At 68.3% G+C, this 22777-nt stretch carries 23 protein-coding genes and 2 tRNA genes; 18 read left to right on the forward strand and 7 right to left on the reverse strand.

What is annotated here, in order from left to right:
* Positions 1-41: 41 nt before the first annotated feature.
* The 4 genes from M6D93_RS08065 to M6D93_RS08080 all read left to right on the forward strand — a co-directional run bounded on the left by M6D93_RS08065 (position 42) and on the right by M6D93_RS08080 (position 2666).
* Positions 42-824 carry a fumarylacetoacetate hydrolase family protein gene (locus M6D93_RS08065; RefSeq protein WP_249773846.1) on the forward strand — a complete coding sequence of 261 codons (783 nt, stop codon included), beginning with the start codon at positions 42-44 and terminating at the stop codon, positions 822-824.
* Positions 824-2362 (forward strand): glutamate--tRNA ligase, encoded by a 1539-nt coding sequence (gltX, locus tag M6D93_RS08070; protein WP_249773847.1) that lies wholly within the window; start codon positions 824-826, stop codon positions 2360-2362. Before M6D93_RS08065 ends, gltX begins: the two co-directional genes overlap by 1 nt.
* 126 nt (positions 2363-2488) lie before the next feature.
* Positions 2489-2560: transfer RNA gene (locus tag M6D93_RS08075), tRNA-Gln, on the forward strand.
* 33 nt (positions 2561-2593) lie between these two features.
* Positions 2594-2666: transfer RNA gene (locus tag M6D93_RS08080), tRNA-Glu, on the forward strand.
* 121 nt (positions 2667-2787) lie between these two features.
* Here M6D93_RS08080 and M6D93_RS08085 read toward each other — a convergent pair.
* On the reverse strand, positions 2788-3492 hold the full coding sequence (locus M6D93_RS08085) for an IclR family transcriptional regulator (RefSeq protein WP_283818656.1): 705 nt from the start codon (positions 3490-3492) through the stop codon (positions 2788-2790).
* A gap of 83 nt (positions 3493-3575) precedes the next feature.
* On the opposite strand from M6D93_RS08085, the gene leuC reads away from it, so the two are divergent.
* The 3 genes from leuC to M6D93_RS08100 all read left to right on the forward strand — a co-directional run bounded on the left by leuC (position 3576) and on the right by M6D93_RS08100 (position 6648).
* The gene (gene leuC / locus M6D93_RS08090) at positions 3576-4976 is read left to right on the forward strand and encodes a 3-isopropylmalate dehydratase large subunit (RefSeq protein ID WP_249773848.1); all 1401 of its coding nucleotides are present in this window, start codon (positions 3576-3578) and stop codon (positions 4974-4976) included.
* A 31-nt stretch (positions 4977-5007) separates the two neighbouring features.
* On the forward strand, positions 5008-5604 hold the full coding sequence (gene leuD / locus M6D93_RS08095) for a 3-isopropylmalate dehydratase small subunit (protein WP_249773849.1): 597 nt from the start codon (positions 5008-5010) through the stop codon (positions 5602-5604).
* A gap of 444 nt (positions 5605-6048) precedes the next feature.
* Positions 6049-6648 (forward strand): HU family DNA-binding protein, encoded by a 600-nt coding sequence (locus tag M6D93_RS08100; RefSeq protein ID WP_249773850.1) that lies wholly within the window; start codon positions 6049-6051, stop codon positions 6646-6648.
* A gap of 118 nt (positions 6649-6766) precedes the next feature.
* Here M6D93_RS08100 and M6D93_RS08105 read toward each other — a convergent pair whose 3' ends face one another.
* The 3 genes from M6D93_RS08105 to cofC are packed head-to-tail and all read right to left on the reverse strand — an operon-like array spanning position 6767 to position 10447.
* Positions 6767-7651: an NUDIX hydrolase gene (locus M6D93_RS08105; RefSeq protein ID WP_249773851.1), complete on the reverse strand. Its 885-nt coding sequence runs from the start codon at positions 7649-7651 to the stop codon at positions 6767-6769.
* Complete coding sequence (locus M6D93_RS08110; RefSeq protein ID WP_249773852.1) at positions 7648-9774, reverse strand: RNA degradosome polyphosphate kinase; 2127 nt, start codon at positions 9772-9774, stop codon at positions 7648-7650. The genes M6D93_RS08105 and M6D93_RS08110 overlap by 4 nt, the downstream gene beginning before the upstream one ends.
* 19 nt (positions 9775-9793) lie before the next feature.
* On the reverse strand, positions 9794-10447 hold the full coding sequence (cofC, locus tag M6D93_RS08115; protein WP_249773853.1) for a 2-phospho-L-lactate guanylyltransferase: 654 nt from the start codon (positions 10445-10447) through the stop codon (positions 9794-9796).
* Positions 10448-10570: 123 nt separating this feature from the next.
* Here cofC and M6D93_RS08120 point away from each other — a divergent pair, with 123 nt between their 5' ends.
* From M6D93_RS08120 to M6D93_RS08130, 3 genes are read left to right on the forward strand one after another with little or no spacing between them, the layout of a single operon-like run.
* Positions 10571-11335, forward strand: a complete 765-nt coding sequence (locus M6D93_RS08120; protein WP_249773854.1) for a lysophospholipid acyltransferase family protein — start codon at positions 10571-10573, stop codon at positions 11333-11335.
* The gene (locus M6D93_RS08125; protein ID WP_249773855.1) at positions 11332-12327 is read left to right on the forward strand and encodes an NAD(P)H-dependent glycerol-3-phosphate dehydrogenase; all 996 of its coding nucleotides are present in this window, start codon (positions 11332-11334) and stop codon (positions 12325-12327) included. Before M6D93_RS08120 ends, M6D93_RS08125 begins: the two co-directional genes overlap by 4 nt.
* A gap of 22 nt (positions 12328-12349) precedes the next feature.
* On the forward strand, positions 12350-13429 hold the full coding sequence (locus tag M6D93_RS08130; protein WP_249773856.1) for a D-alanine--D-alanine ligase family protein: 1080 nt from the start codon (positions 12350-12352) through the stop codon (positions 13427-13429).
* Positions 13430-13457: 28 nt separating this feature from the next.
* On the opposite strand, the gene M6D93_RS08135 is transcribed toward M6D93_RS08130, so the two are convergent.
* Together M6D93_RS08135 and M6D93_RS08140 are read right to left on the reverse strand one after the other, a co-directional pair.
* Positions 13458-13970, reverse strand: coding sequence for a DUF3515 domain-containing protein (locus M6D93_RS08135; RefSeq protein WP_249773857.1), 513 nt, complete (start codon positions 13968-13970; stop codon positions 13458-13460).
* A gap of 169 nt (positions 13971-14139) precedes the next feature.
* On the reverse strand, positions 14140-14412 hold the full coding sequence (locus M6D93_RS08140) for an Lrp/AsnC family transcriptional regulator (protein WP_249773858.1): 273 nt from the start codon (positions 14410-14412) through the stop codon (positions 14140-14142).
* A 155-nt stretch (positions 14413-14567) separates the two neighbouring features.
* On the opposite strand from M6D93_RS08140, the gene M6D93_RS08145 reads away from it, so the two are divergent.
* Positions 14568-15521, forward strand: coding sequence for a thiamine-phosphate kinase (locus tag M6D93_RS08145; RefSeq protein WP_347343576.1), 954 nt, complete (start codon positions 14568-14570; stop codon positions 15519-15521).
* A gap of 72 nt (positions 15522-15593) precedes the next feature.
* Here the strand turns inward: M6D93_RS08145 and rpmB are convergent, their stop codons facing one another.
* Positions 15594-15785, reverse strand: a complete 192-nt coding sequence (rpmB, locus tag M6D93_RS08150; protein WP_249773859.1) for a 50S ribosomal protein L28 — start codon at positions 15783-15785, stop codon at positions 15594-15596.
* Positions 15786-15970: 185 nt separating this feature from the next.
* Here rpmB and M6D93_RS08155 point away from each other — a divergent pair, with 185 nt between their 5' ends.
* The 7 genes from M6D93_RS08155 (at position 15971) to rpmF (ending at position 22687) form a co-directional block, all read left to right on the forward strand.
* Entirely contained in the window at positions 15971-17647 is a 1677-nt protein-coding gene (locus M6D93_RS08155) for a DAK2 domain-containing protein (RefSeq protein ID WP_249773860.1), read from the forward strand.
* A gap of 34 nt (positions 17648-17681) precedes the next feature.
* Positions 17682-19970: an ATP-dependent DNA helicase RecG gene (gene recG / locus M6D93_RS08160; protein ID WP_249773861.1), complete on the forward strand. Its 2289-nt coding sequence runs from the start codon at positions 17682-17684 to the stop codon at positions 19968-19970.
* A gap of 20 nt (positions 19971-19990) precedes the next feature.
* Entirely contained in the window at positions 19991-20548 is a 558-nt protein-coding gene (gene rsmD / locus M6D93_RS08165) for a 16S rRNA (guanine(966)-N(2))-methyltransferase RsmD (RefSeq protein WP_249773862.1), read from the forward strand.
* 116 nt (positions 20549-20664) lie between these two features.
* Positions 20665-21165 carry a pantetheine-phosphate adenylyltransferase gene (gene coaD, locus M6D93_RS08170; protein WP_347343577.1) on the forward strand — a complete coding sequence of 167 codons (501 nt, stop codon included), beginning with the start codon at positions 20665-20667 and terminating at the stop codon, positions 21163-21165.
* A 27-nt stretch (positions 21166-21192) separates the two neighbouring features.
* The gene (locus M6D93_RS08175; RefSeq protein WP_249773864.1) at positions 21193-21768 is read left to right on the forward strand and encodes a hypothetical protein; all 576 of its coding nucleotides are present in this window, start codon (positions 21193-21195) and stop codon (positions 21766-21768) included.
* Positions 21769-21837: 69 nt separating this feature from the next.
* The gene (locus tag M6D93_RS08180) at positions 21838-22440 is read left to right on the forward strand and encodes a YceD family protein (protein WP_347343530.1); all 603 of its coding nucleotides are present in this window, start codon (positions 21838-21840) and stop codon (positions 22438-22440) included.
* Positions 22441-22507: 67 nt separating this feature from the next.
* A complete protein-coding gene (rpmF, locus tag M6D93_RS08185) occupies positions 22508-22687 on the forward strand; it encodes a 50S ribosomal protein L32 (RefSeq protein ID WP_249773866.1) in 180 nt (59 codons plus the stop codon).
* Positions 22688-22777 lie beyond the last annotated feature (90 nt).

The raw sequence follows: 22777 nt of genomic DNA on the forward strand, positions 1-22777 counted from the left end.
GCCGCCCCGGACCGCATCGGGGCACCGGTAGCCTCATCGACGTGCGTATTGCCAGATTCGTTTCTCAAGCCGGTATCTCCTGGGGCGTCGTGGAGGGTCCGGCCGACGCCGGCCCGGACGGGCTGACCCTTGCCGCGATCAAGGACCATCCGATGGGCCCGATCGAGTTCACCGGCGATCGTTATGCCCTGTCCGACGTTCGCCTCCTAGCGCCGATCCTGCCCAGCAAGGTGATCGGCGTCGGACGCAACTACGCCAAGCACGCGGCCGAAATGGGCAATGAGGTCCCCGAGCGTCCGCTGATCTTTCTCAAGCCGTCGACATCCGTGATCGGGACGAACGATGTGATCCGGCTTCCCGTCGACTCCGACCGGGTCGAGCACGAGGCCGAACTGGCCCTGGTTATCGGCCGGGTCGCCAAGGACGTCCCACGTGAGAAGGCTGCGGAGGTCATTTTCGGCTACACCTGCGCCAACGACGTGACCGCTCGGGATCAGCAGCGCGACGACGGTCAGTTCACCCGGGCGAAGGGCCACGACTCGTTCTGCCCGATCGGTCCCTGGATCGAGACCCGTTTCGACCCGTCGGCGGTCCGCGTGCGGGCCCTGGTCAACGGGCAGGTCCGTCAGGACGGGACGACCGCCGACATGGTCTTCGACATCGCCACCCTCGTCTCCTTCATGTCCCACGTCATGACCCTGGTACCCGGCGACGTCATCCTGACCGGAACTCCCGACGGCGTAGGACCGATCCTCGACGGAGACCGGGTGACGATCTCCATCGACGGGATCGGCGAGCTCACCAATCAGGTTCGGAGAAAGTGATGAGTGCCCAGCCTGCGGCCGAGGCCGCCGTGGACCGTCCGGTTCGCGTCCGTTTCTGCCCGTCGCCGACCGGCAATCCGCACGTTGGGATGGCCCGCACCGCCCTGTTCAACTGGGCCTACGCCCGTCACACCGGCGGAACGTTCGTCTTCCGAATCGAGGACACCGACGCCGCGCGCGATTCCGAGCAGTCCTACGTGCAGCTGGTGGATTCCCTGCACTGGCTGGGCATGAGCTGGGACGAGGGCCCTGGTATCGGCGGCCCCCACGCCCCGTACCGGCAGAGCGAGCGGCGCGACATCTATGCCGAGGTCGTGGCCAAGCTCCAGCAGGGTGGCCACCTGTACGAGGACTTCTCCACGCCGGAGGAGGTCGAGGCCCGGCACCGGGCCGCGGGACGTGACCCCAAACTCGGCTACGACAACTTCGATCGGACGCTGTCCGACGAGCAGCGCGCAGCGATGCGTGCTGAGGGCCGCGAGCCGGTGCTGCGGCTCCGGATGCCCGAGCATGACCTCACCTGGACGGACCTGGTGCGCGGAGAGGTGAGCTTCGCGAAAGGCACGGTCCCGGACTTCGTCGTCGTGCGCAAGAACGGCGACTTCCTCTACACCCTCGTGAATCCGGTCGACGACGCCCTGATGCGAATCACCCATGTGTTGCGCGGTGAGGATCTGCTGCCCTCGACGCCGCGCCAGATCGCGCTTTACGAGGCGCTGATCGATGTGGGCGTCACCGATTTCATACCCGAGTTCGGTCATCTGCCCTACGTGATGGGCGAAGGCAACAAGAAGCTGTCCAAGCGCGATCCGGAGTCCAATCTGCTCGGCTACCGCGAATCCGGCTACGTACCCGAAGGCCTGGTCAACTATCTCGCTCTGCTCGGCTGGGCGATCGCCGACGACCACGACGTATTCTCGCCCGCCGAGCTGGTCGCCGCGTTCGACATCCGCAACGTCAAGGCGAATCCCGCCCGGTTCGACCCGAAAAAGTGCGAGGTGATCAACGCCACGCACATCCGCCAGCTCGGGACGGAAGATTTTCAGCAGCGTTTGCTGGACTTCCTGAGCGCGAAGGGCGTCATCGCCGACGACCCGACGCCCCGCCAGCGAGAGCTCGTCGCCGGTGCCGCGCCGCTGGTGCAGGAACGGATCCAGACCCTGGGTGAGGCCGTGGACATGCTCGCGTTCCTGTTCGTCTCCGAGGAGGGGTTCGTGCGCGAGGAGAAGGCGGTGGCCAAGAACCTGGGCGATGCGGGGCGAGCGGTGCTCAACGCCTCACTGCCGGTCCTGCAGGCGTTGCCCGAGTGGACAACGCCGGCGATCGAGGCTGCGCTGCGAGCGGAGCTGCTGGACCGTCTGGAGCTCAAACCCCGGCTCGCCTTCGGTCCGTTGCGGGTCGCGATTACGGGTAGGCAGGTGTCGCCGCCCCTGTTCGAGTCCATGGAACTGCTCGGCCAGGACGTCAGCGTGAGCCGGATCGCGAGTGCCCTGGCGCTGGCCGGCGCCGGCTCGACCTCGGGCGAGGACTCCGGCTGAGGGCACGGGCCAGATCTTGGCCGAGAACTGGGCGGACGACGCCACGCCGAAGCCGATTTCGGGATGCGGGGATTCGTCCGGTAGAGTTACCGCTCGGCCCGGTCGGCGATCCCGGACGGGTTGTAGTGGGGTATGGGGTAATTGGCAGCCCAACTGATTCTGGTTCAGTTAGTCTAGGTTCGAGTCCTGGTACCCCAGCGCAGAAGTACGGTCACTGCACGCAAGACCTAGGGCCCCGTCGTCTAGCGGCCTAGGACGCCGCCCTCTCACGGCGGTAGCGAGGGTTCGAATCCCTTCGGGGCTACACGCATGACGGCCCCCGGTTCAGCCGGGGGCCGTTTTTCTATGTCCGCACCGTCGATCGAGCGTGACGCCGAGGCGGTTGGCCCTGGTCGCCGGACCCACCGCGCCACCGAAAGCGGCGGCTAGCTGAGCGCGGCTTGCAGGCGTTGAGCCGCCGCGGTCAGGATCGGCGCGAAACGTTGCCCGGGACTGCGCCCAAGCCGCTCGATGGGCCCGGAGACCGAGATGGCCGCCACCAGCCGCCGGTTGGCTCCGAAGACCGGGGCCGACACCGACGCGACCCCGACCTCCCGTTGACCGATGGACTGGGCCCAACCCCGCCGCCGCACGTCACCCAGCGTGCGCTCGGTGAACTCGGCGTTCTGCAACAGGGTTGCGATCGTTTCCGGTGACTCCCAGGCGAGCAGGACCTGGGCGCCGGACCCAGCGGTCAACGGCAATCGCGCCCCCAGGGGAACGGTGGTGCGCAGACCGGTAGCCCGCTCGGCGGCGGCGATGCAGACGCGTTCGCGGCCGTCGCGCCGGTACAGCTGGGTGCTCTCACCAGCGGTGTCGCGAACCCAGCTCAGGATCTCGCCGGCATGCTCGAGTAACGGGTCGGAGGCGTGGGCGGCAAGCTCGCCGAGCCGCGGGCCGGGAACGAAGCGCCCGTCGGCGTCGCGGGTGAGCAGCCGGTGCACCTCCAGGGCGACGGCGAGCCGGTGCGCGGTGGCGCGAGGAATGTCGGTGCGCTCGACCAGATCGGACAGGGCGGCCGGCGCTTCGGCGACCGCCTGCAGGATTGCCACGGTCTTGTCGATTACGCCGATGCCGCTATGCTGTCCCATAAGACGATACTAGAGTCCCAGATACTGAGAAGCAAACGTGAAGCGGCACGGGTCCATGCTCGTGCGGAGGGAGAGTGATCGCCGTGGGCAACACCCTGGCCGAGAAGTTGTGGGACAGCCATCTGGTGCGCAGCGCCGCCGGCGAGCCGGACCTGCTCTACATCGACATGCACCTCATTCACGAGGTCACCAGCCCCCAAGCGTTCGACGGCCTACGTTTGACCGGCCGTCCGCTGCGACGACCGGATCTCACGCTGGCGACCGAGGACCACAACGTCCCCACGGTCGACATCTTCAAGCCCATCGCCGATCCGGTCAGCCGCACCCAGGTCGAGACACTGCGCCGCAATTGCCAGGAATTCGGCGTCACGCTTTACCCCATGGGCGACGCCGAGCAGGGCATCGTGCACGTCATCGGCCCGCAGCTCGGTATCACCCAGCCCGGAATGACGATGGTCTGCGGAGACTCCCACACGTCCACGCACGGTGCCTTCGGTGCGCTGGCCTTCGGAATCGGGACCAGCCAGGTCGAGCACGTCATGGCGACGCAGACCCTTCCGATGGACCGACCCAAGACGATGGCGGTCACCGTCAACGGAAAACTCCCCGACGGGGTCACGCCCAAGGACGTCATCCTCGCCGTCATCGCCAAGACCGGTACGGGCGGCGGCCAGGGCTACATGGTCGAGTACCGCGGCAACGTCTTCGCGGAGATGTCGATGGAAGGCCGTATGACGGTCTGCAACATGAGTATCGAGTGGGGTGCGCGGGCCGGCATGATCGCCCCCGACGAGACCACGTTCGCGTACCTGCAGGGGCGCCCGCATGCGCCCACAGGAGCCGACTGGGATGCGGCGCTGGACTACTGGAGATCGCTTCGTACCGATGACGACGCCGAGTTCGACGCCGAAGTGACGCTCGATGCGTCCGAGATCACCCCGTTCGTCACGTGGGGAACCAACCCCGGGCAGGGTGCTCCGCTGTCCTCGACGGTGCCCGACCCGGCGACGTTCGCCGACGAGTCCGACCGGGTCACGGCCGAGAAAGCCCTGGCCTACATGGGTCTGACCCCCGGCACTCCGCTGCGCGAGATCGCCGTGGACACCGTCTTCGTCGGCTCCTGCACCAACGGACGAATCGAGGATCTGCGCGCGGCAGCCGAGGTCATCCGGGGGCGAAGGGTTGCCGACAGCGTCCGAATGCTCGTCGTACCAGGCTCGATGAAGGTCAAGGCGCAGGCCGAGGCTGAGGGCCTGGACGCCGTCTTCACCGACGCCGGGGCCGAATGGCGCCAAGCCGGCTGCTCGATGTGCCTGGGGATGAATCCCGATCAGCTCGCTCCCGGTGAGCGCAGCGCGTCGACGTCCAACCGCAACTTCGAAGGCCGTCAGGGCAAGGGTGGACGTACCCATCTGGTGTCTCCGCTGGTCGCGGCCGCGACCGCCGTGACCGGGCGCCTGTCCAGCCCGGCCGATCTCGGCTGACCACCGCCCACACAGAAAGGAGTTCACGCACATGGAGAAGTTCACCGTGCACACCGGCCGGGCCGTCCCACTGCGGCGCAGCAACGTCGACACCGACCAGATCATCCCGGCGGTCTACCTCAAACGCGTCACCCGGACAGGCTTCGAGGACGCGTTGTTCCAAGCCTGGCGAGCCAACGAGCCCGACTTCGTCCTGAACCAGGATCGCTTTGCCGGCGCGAGCATCCTGGTCGCCGGGCCTGACTTCGGCACCGGATCCTCGCGCGAGCACGCGGTGTGGGCGCTGATGGACTACGGCTTCCGGGTGGTCATCTCGCCGCGCTTCGCCGACATCTTCAGGGGGAACTCGCTCAAGGCCGGGCTGCTGACTGTGACGCTGCCGGAGAAGATCGTGCAGCGGCTGCTCGATGACATCTCCGACGATCCGAGCGTCACGGTCACCGTGGACCTGACCGAGCGGATAGTCCGCTGGGATGGGGAGGTCCATGACTTCGAACTCGACGACTACACGCGGTGGCGGCTGATGGAGGGATTTGACGACATCGGGCTCACACTGCGGCACCCCGAAGCCATCGATCGCTACGAGTCCACGCGTAAACCGTGGCTTCCGAGCCTCGCGACACGCTGAAGTCGCAAAATTTTTTTTCGGCCCACGCCCCGGGTCAGCGGATCCTGCCGATCCAGCTGTCCCGGGCGTGGGTTTCTCGCTTCCGGGAGCTTGGGACCAGCGCCGTCGGCCGAACCCGCAACGCCGCTGTTCGGCGCCCCGATCGGCTGCCCGCACGTTCGTTTACGCCTAGTTAATAAGGCTATTCGTGATCGATGAATTGGTCTTCGCCCCGCCGGTGAGAATGCGGCGGGTGTGTTGTCTTCCCATTCGGCCGAGTGAATTCGTGGCTTCACCCATGGCCCATCCGAGCCCGGCAATTCTGCGAGAAGGGACTGGGTCGAGGCCGAAATCGCGGACAAAGTCCTTGCGACACAAGCGGATTTGTTTGTTTCTCGGGCGTTTTCCCTTTACCGTTCGCCTGAAGGTCAGCCATGGTGGCTGACCAGCGTCCTGGGAGGACACGTGAACAAGGCTCAGTTCATTGAGGCGCTGGCTGCTCGCCTCGGCTCGGACAAGAAGTCAGCGGCCACTGCGCTCGATGCAGTGCTCGACGAGATCTACTCCGTCGTCGTCAAGGGCGAGAAGTTGGCGCTCACCGGTTTCGGCTCCTTCGAGAAGCGCGATCGCGCAGCGCGCATCGCTCGCAACCCGGCAACGGGTGCCAGCGTTCGCGTGAAGAAGACCTCGGTTCCCGCCTTCCGCGCGGGTGCGGAGTTCAAGGCGATCATCAGTGGCGCCAAGAAGATTGCCAAGGCCCCGGCCAAGAAGGCCGCACCGGCCAAGAAGGCCGCTCCGGCCGCCAAGGCTCCGGCCAAGAAGGCCGCGCCGGCCGCGAAGGCTCCGGCTCGCAAGGTTGCCGCCAAGGCTCCGGCCAAGAAGGCCGCGGCGGCCGCGAAGGCTCCGGCTCGCAAGGTTGCCGCCAAGGCTCCGGCCAAGAAGGTTGCCGCCAAGGCTCCCGCCAAGAAGGTTGCCGCCAAGGCTCCCGCGAAGAAGGTTGCCGTCAAGGCTCCGGCCAAGAAGGCTCCCGCCAAGAAGGCGCCGGCGAAGAAGACCGCGCGCTAGTTTCGCCTGAACCACAAGCACTGAGCCCCGCCGAGTGCATCGGCGGGGCTTTGTGCTGTGTGCGCCGTGATGAGTCGCCTGCTGCGCTGGGTCGGCAAGGGGGACGAATCGGTGCTGATCAGCGGCCCGGGTGCGGGTAGTAGTCGGCCGAGACGAGCGCGTCGTCGACGAGGGAAAGCACCCAGATCGATCCTTTGCGGCAGGGGGGATCGGTATCGGCCAGGCCGAGGTCGGACAACAGCGCGGGAATAGCCGCGCCCTGACTGCAGATCAGGGTCGCGGTGTTAGCGCGCGACAGGTCGGCAACTCGCCGAAGACCCGGATCGGGGTCGGACAGGTAGGCCTCGTCGGAGAATTCCGGCGCCGCGTCGACGAGCAGCCCCAGCGCGTGCGCGACCGGCTCGACGGTCTGTTCGCACCGGACCCGGTCAGCGGACAGGATCCGCTGAGGCGCGAACGCTGACAAGACCGCGACCGCGTCGCGAGCCTGACGTCGCCCGATCTTGTCCAGGGGCCGTTGCCGGTCGTCGCCGGAATACTGCGAGCGCTTGCCCGCCTTGGCGTGCCGCATCAACACCACGGTGCGTGCGTGCAACGGCGCGGCGACGAAATCGGCCAGCACCGTCCGGTCGAGGGCGTAGGTCAACAGGTCGTTCGCCTCGGCCACCGGCAGCCAAAGCAGCCGATCCACCTCGCGACTCGGTGTGTGTTCGCCGCTGACGTAATGCATCGCCCAGTAGGTCACCCGCTTCGAGGAATCCTGCAACGAATACTCGGTTCGGGTGAGGCGACGCCCGGTCGCGACCAGGGCGCCGGTCTCCTCGTACACCTCGCGCACCGCCGCGGCCAGCGGGTGTTCGTCGCGCTGGAGCTTGCCCTTGGGCAGAGTCCAGTCGTCGTAACGCGGGCGGTGCACGAGCGCGATCCGGGGATCAGCCGGGTTGCCGCGCCAGACCACCCCACCGGCCGCGGTTTGCGCGGGCGGTCGTGACGGGCCGCTCACTCGCTGCGTGAGGCCAGCTGTGAAAGCAGAACCTCCTGGTAATCCACCGCCTTGCTTCCGCCGGCGCGGATCCAGCGGCCGTCACCCTGCAATTCCCAGGATGCGGTGTCCGGTGCGAAGGCCATGTCGAGAGTCTCGCGCAACTGGTCGGTGTTCGGGCCGGTCACCTGGGCCAGCACCTCGACGCGGCGATCGAGGTTGCGGTGCATCATGTCCGCCGAGCCGATCCAGTACTCGGGGTCGCCGTCGTTGGCGAAGTAGAAGACCCGCGAGTGCTCCAGGAAGCGACCGAGGATCGAACGGACGGAGATGTTGTCGCTGAGACCGGGAACCTGAGCCTTGATCGTGCAGAACGTGCGAACCATCAGTTGGACGTTCACTCCGGCAGCCGAGGCGCGGTACAGGGCGTCGATGAGCGCCTCGTCGACGAGATGGTTGGTCTTGATCTGGATGTGGGCGGGCCGGCCTTGCTTGGCGTGGATGATCTCGCGCTCGACCCGTTCCAGCAGACCGGACCGCAGCCGGTGCGGAGCCACCAGCAGCGTCCGGTAATCGGTCTGGCGGGAGTAGCCGGTGAGCACGTTGAACAGATCGGTCAGGTCCGAACAGATTCGCTCGTCCGCGGTGAACAGGCCGAAGTCCTCGTACAAACGGGCCGTCTTGGGGTGGTAGTTGCCGGTGCCGATGTGGGCGTAGCGGCGCAGCGAGCCGCCCTCCTGCCGGACGACCAGGGAGGTCTTGCAGTGCGTCTTCAAGCCGACCAGCCCGTACACCACGTGGCAGCCCGCACGCTCCAGCGCCCGGGCCCACTTGATGTTGGCCTGTTCGTCGAAGCGAGCCTTGATCTCGACCAGCACCACGACCTGCTTGCCCGCCTCGGCCGCATCGACCAGGGCGTCGACGATGGGAGAGTCGCCCGAGGTTCGGTAGAGGGTCTGCTTGATCGCGAGCACGTTCGGGTCGGCCGCTGCCTGCTCGATGAACCGTTGAACACTCGTGGCAAAGGACTCATACGGGTGGTGAACCAGCACATCGCCCTCACGCAGCGTGGCGAACACCGACTTGGGCGTCTCGCCCTCGGCGAAGCGGGGATGGGTCGCGGGCACGAACGGGCGCTCTTTGAGAGCCGGACGGTCGACGTCGTAGACCTGCCACAGCGCGGTCAGGTCGAGCAGCCCGGGCAACTGCAGAACGTCCTCGGGCTGGACGTCGATCTCACTGACCAGCAGGGCCAGCACGGCCGAGTCGATGTCCTCGCCCACCTCCAGCCGAACCGGCGGCCCGAACCGGCGCCGCACCAGTTCGCGTTCCAGCGCCTGGAGCAGATCTTCGTCGCGGTCCTCGTCCACCTCGAAATCGGTATTGCGGGTAACCCGGAACAGGTGGTGCTCGACGACCTCCATGCCGGGGAACAAAGCGCTCAGGTGGGCCGCGATGAGGTCCTCGATCGGCAGGTACTGCGACAGGTCGACGCTCTGGGTGACGACCACGAAGCGGCGAACGTTGTTGGGGACCTTGATGCGGGCGAAACGGTCGACGTCCGATCCGGGGTCGCGAACGAGCACCGCGAGGTTCAGAGACAGGCCCGAGATATAGGGAAAAGGGTGAGCCGGGTCCACGGCCAGCGGGGTCAGAACGGGGAAGATCTTCGCGTGGAAGTATTCGCTCAGCTCCTTCTGCTGCGCAGTGGTCAGATCGCGCCACCGAATGATCTTGATCCCTTCGGCCGCCAGGGCCGGTTCGATGTCGGTGAGGAAGCAGCGTGCGTGACGGACCGACAATTCCTTGCTGCGGTCGGCGACGAGGGCCAGCCGCTCGCGAGGTGACAGCCCGTCACTGGAGCGCACCGCCAAACCCATCTCCTGGCGGCGCTTGAGCCCGGCGACCCGGACCATGTAGAACTCGTCGAGGTTGCTGGCGAAGATGGAGAGGAACTTCATCCGCTCCAGCAACGGCTGCCGCCGGTCCTCGGCCAGGGCCAGGACGCGCGCGTTGAAGTCCAGCCAGGACATCTCGCGGTTGGCGTAACGGTTGTCCGGCAGCGCCACCTCGTCGGCCGGCGCGCTGCGGTCGGGTCCGGGGGCGGACGCGGAGTCGGCGGTGTCGGTCGCGGTGTCGGTCATGGCAGACATCATGCCCCGCTCAGATGAACGGGTGTAGCAGGGCGAGCACCTCAGCGGTGTGCGGTCCGACGCCCAGGCGCAGGCACGCCTGCAGGTCCGCTTCGGTGTCCGCATCGGCGCGGGCGGCATCAGGTGCACGCAAGGGGACGTGCCCCGATCGCAGGTGAGCCGCAGCCGAGTTCGTTCCGAACTCTGGCTCTAGGCCGGCCCCGGCACCGGCCGTGAGCATCGTGGTGCCGGTCGCCTGCCGGTCGGCGACGAAACCGCGTTCGTTGTGCGCGGCCTCGGCGAGCACCGCCAACAGCGAAACGCTGTTCAGGCACGGCAGGTCCGCCACCATCGCGAGTTGGCCATCGCCGGGAGCGGCCCGCCGCCAATGCTGCGCTGCGGCGCTGAGCGCGCCGTTGAGGCCCGTTCCGGGGTCGGGGAAGAGCTCGATCCCGACGGGCAGATCCTCGATCGCCCTCGACGTGCTGATCACGACGACGCCGGCGATGATGCCCGGCTGCGCGGCCCGGGCCGCCAACGCCGCGGCGATGGTGTCGGCCTGCATGGCTCGCACCAGCCGTTCGTGCTGATCGGGGCGGGTGACGCCTTCCAGTCGCGTCTTGCCGACGGCATGCGGGCGTACCGGGATCAGGATTCGCCAGGCCACGAACGACGATGCTGCCACGGCCCAGCGCTGGCCGTTGACCGACCACGAGCCGGCCACCGGTCGCGGTACTGCTGCCCGCGGCGATCGGGGTGGCAGACTGCCACCACGGGCGGGGCCGAGCCGTCCGACAGGAGGAGCACGGTGTTCAAGCGCATGTCGGAGAAGCCGGGTCCCTACCTGAGGTTCTGCGTCATCGTGTTCTACCCGCTGATCAGCCTCGCGTGGCGTCGCCGATGGATCGGAAGCGACCGGATCCCGCGGCGCGGACCGGCGATCCTGGCCATCAACCACATCTCCTACGCCGACCCGTTCGTGATCGCCCGGCTGCTGTGGGACATCGGCCGGCTGCCTCGGTTCCTGGCCAAGTCCACGATCTTCCACGTGCCGGTCATCGGACGAGTGGTGGCCAACGCCGGCCAGATCCCGGTCTACCGTGGGACGGCGGACGCGGCCGCGGCCCTGCAGGGTGCGGTCCAGGCGTTGGAGCGCGGGGAGATCGTCCTGATCTATCCCGAGGGGACGGTCACCCGCGATCCGGATTTCTGGCCGATGCAGGCCAAGTCCGGCACCGCTCGGCTCGCTCTGCTGGCCCCGGACGTCCCGGTGATCCCCGTGGGCCAGTGGGGATCCCAGGAGTTCCTCGACTTCTACGCCCGCCGGTTCCGGCCATTGCCCCGCAAGACGGTGACCGTGGCCGTCGGGGCACCGCTGGACCTGAGCAGGTATCGCGGACGGCCACCCACCGCGGCGCTGCTGCACGAGATGACCGACGAGATCATGGGCGCCGTCACCGCGCAGGTGGCCGTGATCAGGGGACAGAACCCGCCCGCCGTTGCCTACCCGTCCCCGTGGGTGGGCTCGGCGGAGCAGGGCATGGACCGGCAGTCGCGAGGGGAGAGCGCATGAGGGCCGCCGTTCTGGGAGCGGGCAACTGGGGCACGGCCTTCGCCAAGGTGCTGACCGACGCCGGAACGGAGACGGTCCTGTGGGCCCGGCGCCCCGAACTGGCCGAGGCGGTGAACCAGCGCCACTGCAATCCTGACTACTTGGAAGGCATCGAGCTGCCCGGTGCGCTGCGCGCGACCACCGACCCGACCGAAGCGATGTCGGGCGCGGACCTCGTGGTCTTCGCGATCCCGTCGCAGACACTGCGCGAGAACCTGGGCGGCTGGGCCGGTCAGTTGCCGCCGCAGGCGAGTCTGGTCAGCCTGATGAAAGGCATCGAGCTGGGCACGGTCATGCGGATGAGCGAGGTCATCTCGCAGGTCGCCAAGGCCCTTCCCGAGCGGGTCGCGGTCGTTTCGGGTCCGAACCTCGCGCGTGAGATCGCGATGCAGCAGCCCACCGCGACCACCGTCGCGTGCACCGACCTGGCCCGCGCGGAGTCGGTTCAACAGGCCTGCAGCACGGGATACTTCCGGCCCTACACGAACACCGACGTCATCGGCACCGAACTGGGTGGCGCCGTCAAGAACGTCATCGCACTTGCCTGCGGCATGGCGGTCGGCATGGGCTTCGGTGACAACACGGTCGCCTCCCTGATCACCCGGGGCCTGGCCGAGACCGCCCGGCTGGGCAGCGCACTGGGCGCCGACCCGCTCACGTTCGCCGGCCTGGCCGGGTTGGGCGACCTCGTCGCGACCTGCGCGTCCCCGCTGTCGCGAAACCGCACCTTCGGCCATCGGCTCGGACGCGGAGAGACCCTCGAACAGGCCCAGCAGGCCACCCACGGCCAGATCGCCGAAGGGGTGAAGTCGTGCCGCTCGATTCTGGATCTGGCCGATCGACACGGCGTGGACGTGCCGATCGTTCGTGAGGTTTCGGCTGTGTGCGCCGGTGAGTCGGACCCGCGGACCGCCGTCCGCGCGTTGATGAGTCGGTCCATCAAGAGCGAATGAGCATCGGCTAGCGTGTGCGTTCGTGGCAGACCGCATCCGAATCGCGCTCGTGTACGGCGGCCGAAGTAGCGAACACCCGATCTCGGTGGTCAGCGCAGGCAGCGTCTTGTCGGCCATGGATCCCGATCGCTACGACATCGTCACCATCGGCATCACCCGCGAGGGGCGGTGGATCGCCACCCACGTCGACCCGGCGTCGTTGCGCATCGCGGGCCGCCAGCTTCCCTCGGTCTCGGCCGCGGCCGACGATCAGGCACCGCAATCGCTGCGCGCCGGCCGTCCGGACGTCTTCCAGGCCGGCTCCGCGCTCGCGGCGCTCGACGGCGTCGATGTCGTTTTCCCCCTGCTGCACGGGGCTTTTGGCGAGGACGGCACGATCCAGGGGATGCTGGAGATGGCGGGAATCCGCTACGTCGGATCGGGCGTGCTGGCCAGCGCGGCGGGCATGGACAAGGCGTTCACCAAGACCGTGCTGACCGCGGCCGGGTTGGACGTCGGCCGATACCGGGTGCTGCACCGCTCGCAGCCGCGGCCCGGCGCGGCCGATCTCGCCGACCTCGGACTGCCGCTGTTCGTCAAACCTGCCCGGGCCGGCTCGAGCGTCGGAATATCGAAGGTGCGCTCCTATGACGAGTTGCCCGATGCCCTCGAGCTGGCCTTCAGCCACGACAGCAAAGTCCTGATCGAGGCTGCGGTCATCGGGCGCGAACTGGAATGCGGCGTGCTGCAGGACGCCGACGGCCGGGTTTCGGCGTCCCTGCCGGCCGAGATCCGGCTGCACGCCGACTTCGACTGGTACAGCTTCGAGGCCAAATACCTCGATGACGCTTCCGATTTCGACATTCCGGCCCAGCTGTCCGACGCCGACCTTGCTCGGGTCCGTGCCGCCGCCGTGACCGCTTTCACCGCGCTGGAGTGCCGTGGACTGGCGCGGGTGGACTTCTTCCTGACCGAGGACGGCACGCTGACCGTCAACGAGATCAACACAATGCCGGGATTCACCCCGATCTCGATGTACCCGAAGATGTGGGCGGAAACCGGCGTGGGTTATGCCGAACTGATTGACCGCCTGATCGCGACGGCCCTGTCCGACGAACTCTGAGCGCGCAACTGATCCGCTGCGCCGCGGCTCAGCCGCCGCAGATGGGCAGCTTCGTAGTGGTGGGCCGTCCGGATGCGTCGGCGGCGGTGCAGCGTTGGGGCAGGGCCGCGACGGCGGTGGACAGGTCGGACAGCGGCTGGGTCTGTGAGCTTGGAACGGTGACCTCCAGGTACACCGACCGGTCGACGGCGGTGAAGATGACCTGATCCTTCTGCGGTTCGGGTTGCCAGATGATCCCGTTGACGTCGATCAGTTGGGCGGCCTGGCCCGTGCCGAACACGGCCGGCCGGCTCACACCGCACCGGAACACGATCGCGGGATTGCCCCAGGCCGCAACGTAGGAGGAATCGGTCGCCGTCTTTCGCGGGTTGAGGCCGCCGAGTTGAACGGGAAGCTTCTCGAAGACGCTCAGACAGGCTTTTGCCGTCGCGGCGTTCGGGCTCGGGGGTGCGGCAACGGTCACCGCCGCCGCGGGATTGCCGGCCTGACCTGGCGTGCTTGGTTTACCGCCCTTGCCCGCGGTGAAGACGAAGGCGAGCACGACGGTCAGGGGGAGGGCTAGCGCGCTGGCGATCAGGGCGGCGCGGCGCTGGCTGGCGTCGATGACGGGAAATTCCTCGGGGGTGGTCGGTTGGTGCCGTGCGGAGTGCAGCGGAAGTGCCGGTACGCCGACGGCGTCGGCTTGCAGCGGTTAGCAGGCCATCTGCAGGCTACAGGTGGACGACCGGGCAGGTCAGCGTCCGCGTGATGCCGTTGACGCCCTGCACCCGAGCCACCACCAGACGCCCCAGCTCGTCGACATTGCTGGCCTGGGCCCGCACGATGACGTCATAGGGACCGGTGACATCCTCGGCGAGGGTCACGCCGGCCAGCTGGGAGATCTCGGCGGCGACCGAAGCCGCCTTGCCGACCTCGGTCTGAATCAGGATGTAGGCGTGGACGGTGCTTCCGTCCGAGGGAAAAGCCGAAACAGCCTCGGTCACGGGTCGTCCTTTCGTCGTCATTGGCGTCGGGGCTACTAGAACCTAGCGCAGACCGGTAACGGCGGCATGTGAAGATGCTTGGGTTGGTCGTGTAGGTCACGCCGGGCCACGACCTCGGTCGTGCCCGCGGCAACGAGTACTGGAGGCGGGTCACCATTCCTGAGGCGAGGACGATTGGCGAGCTGGGGGAGTTCGGGCTGATCCGGCGTATCACCGCCGGCCTCAGCCGGATCGAGAGCCCGACCACGGTGCTCGGCCCCGGCGACGACGCGGCCGTGATCAGCGCGCCCGACGGACGAGTGGTCGCCTCGACCGACCTTCTGCTGGAACACCGGCATTTTCGCCGCGACTGGTCGACGGCCAACGACATCGGCCACAAGGCCGCGGCTCGCAACTTCGCCGACATCGCCGCCATGGGTGCGCAGCCGACGTCCTTGCTGGTCGGGCTGGCTGCGCCAGCGGAGACCGAACTCAGCTGGGTGGACGGGCTGGTCGCCGGCTTCGCCGAGGAGTGTGCCGAGGTGGGCGCTCAGGTCGTCGGCGGTGACATCTCGGCATCGGCGGAGATCCTGCTGTCGGTGACGGCGCTGGGCGACCTGGCGGGACGAGCGCCGGTCACGCTGTCCGGTGCGCGGGCGGGCCAGGTGGTGGCCGTCACCGGTCTGCTCGGCTGGGCAGCAGCGGGTTTTGCTGTGCTCTCGCGCGGCTTCCGCTCACCGGTGCAGGTCGTCAACGCGCACCGGCGTCCCCAGCCGCCCTACGCCGAAGGGATTCGCGCGGCCGAGGCCGGCGCCACGTCGATGACCGACATCTCCGATGGTCTTATCGCCGACCTCGGCCACATCGCCGCCGGTAGCGGCGTGCGGATCGACTTGCGGGCGGACGCGTTGGCCGCGCCGGCCAAGCTGCGCGATGTCGCGTCAGCACTGAACGTCGATCCGATGAGCTGGGTGCTTGGCGGCGGCGACGACTACGGTCTGGTCGCGACGTTCCCCACCTTCGCGGCCACGCCCGCCGGCTGGACCGTTATCGGCATGGTCAGCGAGGGCGAGGGAGTCCGTGTCGACGGGCTGCGTTACGCCGACGGCGGCCACGAGCACTTTCGCTGATCCGCCGACCCCGCAACGACGACGAGGCCGGATCCCAGATGGGATCCGGCCTCGTCGGCAGGTATTCAGGTCTTAGGCGCGGGTGACCTTGCCGGCCTTGAGGCACGAGGTGCAGACGGTGATGCGGCGACGGGTACCCGGGGCAACAAGCGCACGGACGGTCTGCACGTTCGGGTTCCAACGACGGTGGGTGCGCCGGTGGGAGTGCGAGACGGACATGCCGAAGCCGGGCCCCTTGCCGCAGACGTCGCAGTGGCTGGCCACAATGGCCTCCTAAATTCTTCTCGAGTGTTCGTTCACGTGCGCTGGTGCTCGGGACGGGACATGCGCTGAGCGCTGCCACCCGGGCAACCGCACCAGTGTAGCCAGGGGCGTGGTCGCGATCAAAACCGGCACCGGACCGGCCATCACAGTATGGTGGCGCCCAACCCTGAAGGAGGCCGCCCCGCATGCTCGCCCAGCTCGACGCTTCGGCGGTGCGGCGGTGGTGCAGCGCGGCTGACCGGGCCATGACCGCGCGGCAGGCCGAGATCGACGACCTCAACGTCTTCCCCATTCCGGACGGCGACACCGGCACCAACCTCAGCCTGACCCTGCACAGCGCGGCGGCGGCGGTCGACACCGATCGCTCGGCGACCCCCGGGTCCGTGCTGGCCGCGATGGCTCGCGGCGCCGTGATGGGTGCCCGCGGTAACTCCGGGGTCATCGTTTCCCAGATCTTGCAGGCGATGGCCGACAGCTTTGGCGCAGCTGCGGCCGAAATCGGTGGCGCCGACGTGGGTCGAGCCCTGACCGCGGCGGCCGATGCCGCCGATGCCGCGGTAGCCGATCCCGTCGAGGGCACCATCCTGTCCGTCATCCGCGCCGCCGCTCAGGGCGCTACCACAGCGGAGGGCGATCTGGCCGACACGGTGCGCGGCTGTCAGCAGGCCGCCGCCCAGGCGCTGGCCCGTACCCCTGAGCAGCTGCCCGTGCTGGCTCAAGCAGGTGTGGTCGACGCCGGCGGGCAAGGGCTGCTCGTCCTTTTGGACGCACTCGCCGGGGTGGTGCTCGGCAGTCGCGACGAGACGTCCGCCGCGTCCGAGGGCGATACCCGTGCCGACAGCCCCGCGCGCCGCCTCCGACCGGACGTCGCGGACCCCAGCTCGAGCGAGGTTCACCGCGAGGCAGGCAGTCCCGAGTACGCCTACGAGGTGCAGTACCTGCTGTACGGGTCCGATCCGGCCGCCACAAGGCTGAAGGATCAGCTCGTCGAACTGGGCGACTCCGTCGTCGTGGTCGGCGCCGGCAGCCCGGAAGGCTCCGCCGGCCGGGTGTTCAATGTCCACGTCCACGTCAACGACGTCGGGGCGGCGATCGAGGCGGGCATCGAGGCCGGCCGCCCGCACCGGATCACGGTGGTCCGCTTCGCCGACCAGATCGCAGCCCAGCTGGCCGCGTCCGCTCAGGCCGCTGAGCGCACGGGGGTGGCCGTGCTCGCGGTCGCCCCCGGCCCCGGCCTGGCGGAGGTCTTCCACGCGGAGGGTGTGTACGTCGTCGACGGCGGCCCGACGCAGAACCCGTCGACGGCCGAGGTACTGGAGGCGATCCAGTCCACCGGTGCGGCCCGGGTTGTCGTCCTGCCCAACGCCTCGGCCGTGGGCGCCGTGGCCGACCTGGCCGCCGAGCGGGCGCGCGCCGACGGTATAGAGGTAGCGGTTGTCCCCACCAAGTCGCCCGTACAAGGACTGGCGGCGGTGGCCGTGCACGACCCGCGGCGGCGCTTCGCCGACGACGTGATCGCGATGGCCGAGGCTGCGGCTGCCACCCGATTCGCCGAGGTCACCGTCGCTGTTCGCGAGTCCATCACCTACGCGGGGCGCTGCCAGGCCGGCGATGTCCTGGGCCTCATCGACGGCGAGGTCGTCGAGATCGGTTCCGATTACGGCACGGTCGGGGTGAGCCTGGTGGGCCGGTTGATCAGTGCCGGAGGGGAATTGGTGACGGTGCTCGCCGGGGCCGACCCGGCCGGCGCCCTCGCTTGCGAAACCGTCGAGCGCTACGTCCGTACTCAGCATCCGTTGGTGGAGATCACCGCACTGCCGGGCGGCCAGCCGCACTTCCCGCTGCTCATCGGAGTGGAGTGACAGCGCTGTCGGACCGCTCTGGCACAGTGAGGTCATGGCCACGCTCGACACGCCGCTGATAGATGTCGTCGGCGATCGGACCGCGCGGGTGTTGGCCAGCGGGCTTGACCTCGTCACCGTGCGGGATCTGCTGCGGCACTATCCGCGCCGCTACAGCGTCCGGGGTGAGCTGACGGATCTGCGCGCTCTCCAAGTGGGTGACGAGGTCACCGTCCAGGCGCGGATCGCCTCGGTTCGCGGCCGCACGATCCCTGGGCGAAAGCTGCACATCCTCGAGGTGACCCTGGAGTCCGGCCGTGATTCCGGCCGTGATCGCAGCGAGCTCTACCTCACCTTCTTCAACCAGCGCTTTCGCGAGCGCGAGCTGTTGGTCGGACGCGTCGGACTGTTCGCGGGCAAGGTGACGCGCTTCAACAACAAGCTGCAACTCAACTCGCCCGAGTACGTCCTCGATAGCAACTCCCTCGATTCAGGCCCGGTCGGGGACGGCCCCCGCGAGGAGGGCGCCTTCGAGCTCGGCTCGCTCGACGCGAAGGACTTCGCCAACACCTTGTTGCCGATCTATCCCGCCGTTGCCTCGGTGCGCACGTGGACCGTTCAGCGCAGCGTGCAGACCGTGCTCATGTCGCTGGACGAGGTAGCCGACCCCCTCCCGTTCGAGGTGCTGGCCTCGTCCGGGCTGGCCGGTTACGACTGGGCGTTGCGACACATCCACCAGCCGAACACCGTGGAGGAGTCGAAGGACGCCCGTCGGCGTCTTGCCTTCGACGAGGCCTTCGGGGTCCAGTTGGTCCTGGCCCAGCGACGTCGCGAGGCCCGGTCGAACCCCACCCGCCCCCGACCTCGGCAGGCCCGAGGTCTGTTGACCGATTTCGACGCACGGCTGCCGTTCACCTTGACCGATGAACAGGTGCAGATCGGGCACGTCGTGTCCGACGAACTGGCTGGCGAGCATCCGATGCAGCGGCTGCTGCAAGGTGAGGTCGGGTCGGGCAAGACGGTCGTGGCGCTGCGGGCGATGCTTCAGGTGGTCGATTCCGGCGGACAAGCGGTGCTGCTCGCGCCGACCGAGGTCCTTGCGGCCCAGCACGCGGAGACGATTCGCGAGCTACTCGGCCCGCTCGCGCTGGGGGGCCAGCTCGGCGGAGCCGACCACGGCACCCGGGTCGCGTTGCTCACCGGCTCGATGGCCACGGCTGCGCGCCGCTCGGCCCTGCTCGAGGCGGCGTCGGGGGAGGCGGGCATCGTCATCGGCACGCACGCGCTGATCGAGGACCACGTGCAGTTCGCCGATCTCGGGTTGGTCGTCGTGGACGAGCAGCACCGGTTCGGGGTCGAGCAGCGTGACGCGCTGCGGGCCAAGTCCGCGGCCCCGCCTCACATGCTCGTGATGACGGCCACCCCGATACCGCGGACGGTGGCCATCACCGTCTACGGCGATCTGGAGGTCTCCGAGCTCAAGCAGTTGCCGGCGGGACGGAGCGAGATCGGCACGACGGTGGTCCCGATCAACGAGCGTCCCGCCTGGTTGGAGCGCGTCTGGACCCTGATCCACGAAGAGGTCGCCAAGGGCCGGCAGGTCTACATCGTCTGCCCCCGCATCGGCGACGATGTCGATTCCGGGCTCGAGCCCGATGCAGAGCTTGCCCCGCCCGAGGATGACGACGGTGACGACGGTGCCGACGGTGACGACCGGCCCATCGCGTCGGTGCTGGCCACCGCCGAGGAGCTTGCGCGCGGGCCACTGTCGGATCTGCGGCTGGGCATCATGCACGGCCGGCTTCCCGCCGAGCAGAAGGCCGCGGTCATGGCGGACTTCGTGGCCGGCCGGGTGCAGGTGATGATCGCGACCACGGTCATCGAAGTCGGCGTGAACGTCCCGAACGCGACCGTGATGGTCGTGCTGGACTCCGACCGGTTCGGCGTCTCCCAGTTGCACCAGCTGCGAGGACGAATCGGCCGTGGCCGATACGAGGACACCAACCACCGCAACCACTGCCTGTTGTTGACCAGATTGCCCAGCGCGCATCCCTCGGTGCAGCGACTGCTGGCCGTTGCCGGCGAGCGCGACGGGTTCAAGCTCGCCCGCCTGGACCTGGAGCAACGACGTGAGGGTGACGTCCTCGGTGCCTCGCAGTCAGGCCGCTCGTCCCAGCTGCGGCTGCTGTCGCTGCTTCGGGACGAGGCCTTGATCGCCGACGCGCGCAGTCAGGCCCGCACCATCGTCGAGGACGACCCGGAACTCACCGCTCATCCGGAGCTGGCCCGAATGCTGGCGGCGGCATTCGAGGAGGAACAGGCCCGGTTCCTGCAGAAGTCCTGATCCGGCTATCGTCTGGCGGCGTGACGCGCATCGTTTCCGGCTCGGCACGCGGCCGCCGGCTCGCCGTCCCGCCTCGTGGAACGCGGCCCACATCCGATCGCGCCCGAGAGGCGCTGTTCAACACGCTGGCCACCGAGCTGGACCTTGACCGGGCGCGGGTCCTCGACCTGTTCGCCGGCTCCGGGGCCGTCGGCCTGGAGGCGTTGTCGCGCGGGGCCGCTGCGGCGGTGTTCGTGGAGTCCGACCATCGGGCCGCCGGCGTGCTGGCCGACAACATCCGGACCCTGGCGCTACCCGGGGCCCGTCTGAACCGCTGCACGGTCGAGACCTACCTGGCCGCGCTCGGGGCCGACGAGCCGTTCGACCTGGTGTTCGCCGACCCTCCCTACACGCTGGCACAGTCGGCGGTGACCCGGATGCTCGCCTGTCTGGCGCAGGACCGTTGGCTGGTCCCGGGCGGCCTGGTGGTCGTCGAACGGGCATCGAGAGACCCGGAACCTGAGTGGCCGAGTGAGATAAAGGCCATCAAGCAGAGGCGGTACGGCGAGGGCAGCCTTTGGTACGGTCGCCGCGAGTAGGGGTTTCGCACGCCGACAACGCCGCGCCGCGAAGCAGAATCGAAGCCATGCGCGAAGGGGTCGCTGAGGTGGGCATCGCAGAGGACGGCGGCGAGAAGCCGGGGGCCGTGCCGAAGATCCGTCGAGCGGTCTGCCCAGGCTCTTTCGATCCGGTGACGAACGGTCATCTCGACATCATCGGCCGCGCCGCCGATCTGTACGACGAGGTCGTGGTGGCGGTGCTGATCAACAAGACCAAGTCGAGCCTGTTCTCGGTGGAGGAGCGCTTGTCGCTGCTGACCGAATGCACCGGCAAGTACGGCAACGTCCGGGTCGACTCCTTCCACGGGCTGCTGGTCGACTACTGCCGCTCGAACCAGATCCCGGTCATCGTCAAGGGTCTGCGCGCGGTGAGCGATTTCGACTACGAGCTCCAGATGGCTCAGATGAACCGGGGCCTGGCGGGCATCGACACACTGTTCATGCCGACCAATCCGGAGTACAGCTTCCTCGCGTCGAGCCTGGTCAAGGAGATCGCCACCTATGGTGGTGAGGTGGGCAGCCTGGTGCCCGCGCTGGTGCACGAGCGCCTGCTGGCTCGGATCGAGGAGAACAACCGCGGTGGTGGCAGCAACTGACGCCGGCAGCGGCCGCGGGTGCGGCCGATGACCGATCATTCGCTCGCTCGGGCCGATGAGGTCCTGACCGAACTGACCGAGCTGGTCGAGACGGCCCGCACCTTGCCGATGTCGTCCTCCTGCGTGCTGCCGCGCGAACGCACGCTCGACCTGCTCGACGCCCTGCGGGAGGTTTTGCCGACCGACATGATCGAGGCGCGCCGCATCGTGGCCGAGCGCGAGGACATCCTCGCCGGCGCCCGGACCGAGGCGGACGAGGCGCTCGTCCAGGCCCGCAGCGAAGCTGACGAGCACCTGCGCGCCGCCCGGATCGAGGCCCACGAACTGCTGGAGGCGGCCCGGCAGGAGCAGGGTCAGCTGGTTGCCGCGGCCACCGTGCACCAGGTCGCCACCGAAACGGCCGGCCGGCTGCGCGCCGAGGCCGAAGCAGAGCTGGCCGAGCAGCGGGCGTCGGCAACCACCGAGGCCGAACGCCTGCGGGAGGAGGCCGCCCGCTACGCCGAACAGACCCTGTCCGAGCTGATCGACACGCTTCACCGGATGGCCGGGACGGCCGAGAACGGCCGAGCGGCCCTGCTGCGCCGCCGGGCCGGCGAGGACTGAGGCGCCGCGCGCCGTCCACGATTTCGTGCCGGGCCCAGCGCTCAGGTAACCTGAACGACGGCCAATTCCATGTTCTGGCCAAGAGGCACAGTTCAGCTCATTTCTGCAGTGAAGGTTCCCACCGTGAATACGCGTAGTGCGTTCGTCCTGGACACCCGGGAAGTCGGACGCCGGCCCGGTTTGCGCAAGGACTACGTGCGGCAACTGAGTGCTCCTGCGCTTCTCGGCTTGGACATGATCGGTGTTCCGGAAGGGACGCCGCTCGAACTGTCCGTGCGGTTGGAATCGGTGACCGAAGGCGTCCTGGCGACAGGGCGGGTCACTGGTGAGCTGCACGGTGAGTGCGGGCGGTGCCTGTCCGATTTCACCGAGCCGTTGGACGTCGATTTCGTCGAGCTGTACGCCTACCCGAACAGCGCGACGGATGTGACCACCGACGACGAAGAGGTCGGACGGCTCAAGGGCGATCATCTCGACCTCGAGCCGGTGGTGCGTGACGTGGTGGTGCTCAGCCTGCCGCTCACCCCGCTGTGCGGTCCGGACTGTCAAGGTCTGTGCCCGGGCTGCGGCGAGCGGCTGGACGATCTTCCGGCCGACCACTCACACACCCAGATCGACCCGCGCTGGGCAGCTCTCACGGAGCGGTTCGGTTCGGTCGAGAGCACCGACTGATCCACGGCAGTTGCCGCGGATCACCGAGAAGTTCCTGACACGAACCCTGATACAAGGAGTTATCGCTGTGGCCGTCCCGAAGCGGAAGACCTCGCGTTCCAACACCCGGTCGCGCCGTTCGCAGTGGAAGACCACTGCGCCGACCCTGGTCACCTGCCCGAACCGCGCCTGCGGACAGCCCAAGCTGCCGCACACCGCGTGCAGCAACTGTGGCCAGTACGACGGGCGCCAGATCCTCGCGGTCTGAATTGGCTCGCGGTCTGAACCCGAGTCCGCTCAGCCCACTGGGTGAGGTGCGTGAACGTGGCTGCCTCCAAGCTGCCCAAAGCTGAGGATC

Origin of the sequence: Jatrophihabitans telluris (genome assembly GCF_023516435.1) — a bacterium.
Lineage (GTDB): Bacteria > Actinomycetota > Actinomycetes > Mycobacteriales > Jatrophihabitantaceae > Jatrophihabitans_A > Jatrophihabitans_A telluris.